The organism is Cryobacterium sp. TMS1-20-1 (genome assembly GCF_004402355.1).
GTDB classification, from domain to species: domain Bacteria; phylum Actinomycetota; class Actinomycetes; order Actinomycetales; family Microbacteriaceae; genus Cryobacterium; species Cryobacterium levicorallinum.
Genome location: NZ_SOGF01000045.1, coordinates 1 through 2415, shown reverse-complemented (window position 1 = coordinate 2415; position 2415 = coordinate 1). Strand labels below are relative to the sequence as shown.

The window sequence follows — 2415 nt, the reverse complement described above, 5'->3', positions numbered from 1 at the left end:
CGGTGCATGATCCGAACGACCCGGTCGGGCGCCTCCTCTTCAACGTCCTGGCAATGGTCGCTGAATTCGAGTCGGACCTGATTCGCGCCAGAACGCGGGAAGGAATGCACGTGGCCAAAGCGAAAGGACGTCTTCGCGGTAAACAGCCCAAACTGTCGGTACCACAGCAGAAACACTTGATCGAAGTCCACACCGCCGGCCTTCACTCCAGCGCGGAACTGGCGGAACTCTTCAACGTCGCGCGATCGACCGTTTACCGCACTATCCAACGTCAGTTCGAATCTAGCCTTTGAGACGGGCACCGATTGAATTCCCGTTGCCGGACTATCTAGTCCGGCAACGGGAACCCTCTGCGCTACGTCCGCCGTGGTGCGCGTCCGGGGCTGGTGCTAATGAACGTCAGGAAGCATCATTGACGAATGGCAGACGATGATGACATTGAGCTGGCGCTGATTGAGGCGCAAGATGCTGAGTACCGCAGGACGTTCGTGCCTCCGGTTCCGCTTCCTGATGACGTGCTTCGCGCGGCCGCGGGGTCCGACGACGTCTTTGTGAGGTGGCAGCTTGGCGCCTACCCATTTGTGTTGCCGGCTGACGTATTCCTGGCCTTGATCGATGACCCCGAAGAGGCAGTACGGGAGTCCACAGTCAGGCATTGGGCGGCGACAACGAGTCAGCTTGAGCTCGCGCTGGCGCTGCGGCCGGAGCTCGAAGAACAGTTGATCCTCCACGATCACGCACCGCGCAGATTGATGGACCGTCGTCCCGTCGGCGTCACTGATGGCCCGCTACGGCAGCGCTACCTCGATCAGCACGGCGCGAGTGAAGCTGAGCGCAGCAAGTTTCAATCGTTGTGCGACGACTGCCCGAGTGAAGAGCAGCTCAACGTGACTCTCGGAGATTTGTGGGAAATCGTCCACACGGGGTGATCAGCCGAGACAACCGTCAAAGTAGGATCCTCCCTCGTCATCATTGCCGTTAGCGCGCTTACCAGAGGCGGAACGCCTAGCGGTCCGGAAAGACTGACAGTGCCTTGTCCCATTCGTCGGCCGCCGAGTCAAGGTCGACGGCCGTCACTGCGACCTCGACCCAGAATTGGGCCCGGTCGTGACTGCTCTGGCCAACAGGCCTGGTTTCAAGTGCAAAGTGCACCCTAACCGACGTCGACTCGTCCTTATAACTTTCAACGCTGAACGCAAGATTCGGTTCCGTGAATTCGAGCGACGGCACAACTCCCGCGTGTCCAATGATGCTGACGGGGATGCTTCCATCGGCCACGCTCCGCAGCCAGGCCGAAATCTGTTTCGCTTCGAAGGTCGTCAAACACGGAACAGAAAATTGCCACTCCGTGTCCGGTGCCGATACGTCCCCGCTGATGACCAGCCAGTTGTCATCCCACTCATCGCCGGCAGAGTTCGCGAACTCATATCGAACAGGCTCCAACGTCACGGAGGCTCTCGTGCCCACACCCAGTTGCATGGGTAAATCCTACTGACCGCAGGCTTCGCTGAAGACATCGCTCACCCTTCGCAAACGTCCAGCTCCTCGGTCCCATTAGCCGGACGGGGACCGGGACACCTTAGAATGGTCGTCGTCTACTCGGTTACTGGCGGTGCCGGGACGGAACTTGTCAAGGTCGATGAGGCCAGTGGGACTTTAGGCGGCTCGTAGAAGTGCTGGAAACACCGTTGCAGAGACAGCCCTTCCCGGGCGGTCCGGTCATGACTGGGACTGTGCCCCTGCGTCGCTGGAGACCTCGGCGATCCGTTTGATCGCGGCGAGGGTTTTCGGGATGCCATCGAGCGCCTGCTGGGTGCGGTCGGTGATCTCAGCATGCGCCTCTTCGCCGAACTTGTCCTCGAACATGGCGATCCCGTCCGGCAAGAACTCCCAAGACTCGGTGAGCATCGTCNCGTCCCGGTCTCCGCGGCGGCGAAGCTGAAGCCCCAGCGCACGAAGCTGCCGCCCACCACCCAGGCAAACTCGCGACCGCGCTCTGCCGTCACAACCTCAGACCGGGTCTCCCAGGTCCGATGCGGGAGCTCGTTGTGCCCGGTGAACCAGGCACCGACCCGACCAGCCTCGGCCTCGTCGTCCCACCAACACGACGTACAGACCGGGCTCCACTCGCCGGTGCGGGTGATGTCAGAGAGCAGGTCGTAGAGAAACGCGGCCGACGCCTCGACGATGACGGATTCCTGGTGGCTGCGGATGCTTGTCTCACTCATGCATATACCCTAACGGAGCGGTCATTTCTTCTGCCGCCGGCTGCCGCCGTGCCAGTCTTCTTGCTTTCCGACCGTGCTCGCTTCGACTCCGAACGCGGCCAGCTGTGGCTGCTCGCGCAGGCTGCGTTTGAGTTCGGCAAATCCTGGGAAGCGTGCCAGAGCGACGACGTGGTCCCACAACTCGACT

At 61.2% G+C, this 2415-nt stretch carries 4 protein-coding genes and 1 pseudogene; 2 read left to right on the top strand and 3 right to left on the bottom strand.

Going from position 1 to position 2415, the window contains the following annotated elements; genetic code table 11:
* Positions 1 to 293 (top strand): recombinase family protein (locus E3O45_RS09635; protein WP_134443208.1); only part of this gene is annotated, 293 nt, incomplete at its 5' end.
* A 126-nt stretch (positions 294 to 419) separates the two neighbouring features.
* Positions 420 to 929 (top strand): hypothetical protein, encoded by a 510-nt coding sequence (locus tag E3O45_RS09630; protein WP_134443207.1) that lies wholly within the window; start codon positions 420 to 422, stop codon positions 927 to 929.
* Between the two features lie 76 nt (positions 930 to 1005).
* Here the strand turns inward: E3O45_RS09630 and E3O45_RS09625 are convergent, their stop codons facing one another.
* The 3 genes and pseudogenes from E3O45_RS09625 to E3O45_RS18025 all read right to left on the bottom strand — a co-directional run.
* On the bottom strand, positions 1006 to 1479 hold the full coding sequence (locus E3O45_RS09625) for a hypothetical protein (protein ID WP_134443206.1): 474 nt from the start codon (positions 1477 to 1479) through the stop codon (positions 1006 to 1008).
* A gap of 240 nt (positions 1480 to 1719) precedes the next feature.
* Positions 1720 to 1908, bottom strand: coding sequence for a hypothetical protein (locus E3O45_RS18030; protein WP_241985307.1), 189 nt, complete (start codon positions 1906 to 1908; stop codon positions 1720 to 1722).
* Between the two features lie 65 nt (positions 1909 to 1973).
* Positions 1974 to 2228 (bottom strand): annotated as a pseudogene (locus E3O45_RS18025) (SRPBCC family protein); the annotation flags it as partial.
* Between the last annotated feature and the right edge of the window lie 187 nt (positions 2229 to 2415).

Coding starts and splice junctions, on each gene's coding strand:
- E3O45_RS09625 (WP_134443206.1), bottom strand. CDS start 1,479: ATGCAACTGGGTGTGGGCACGAGAGCCTCCGTGACGTTGGAGCCTGTT.
- E3O45_RS18030 (WP_241985307.1), bottom strand. CDS start 1,908: ATGCTCACCGAGTCTTGGGAGTTCTTGCCGGACGGGATCGCCATGTTC.
- E3O45_RS09630 (WP_134443207.1), top strand. CDS start 420: ATGGCAGACGATGATGACATTGAGCTGGCGCTGATTGAGGCGCAAGAT.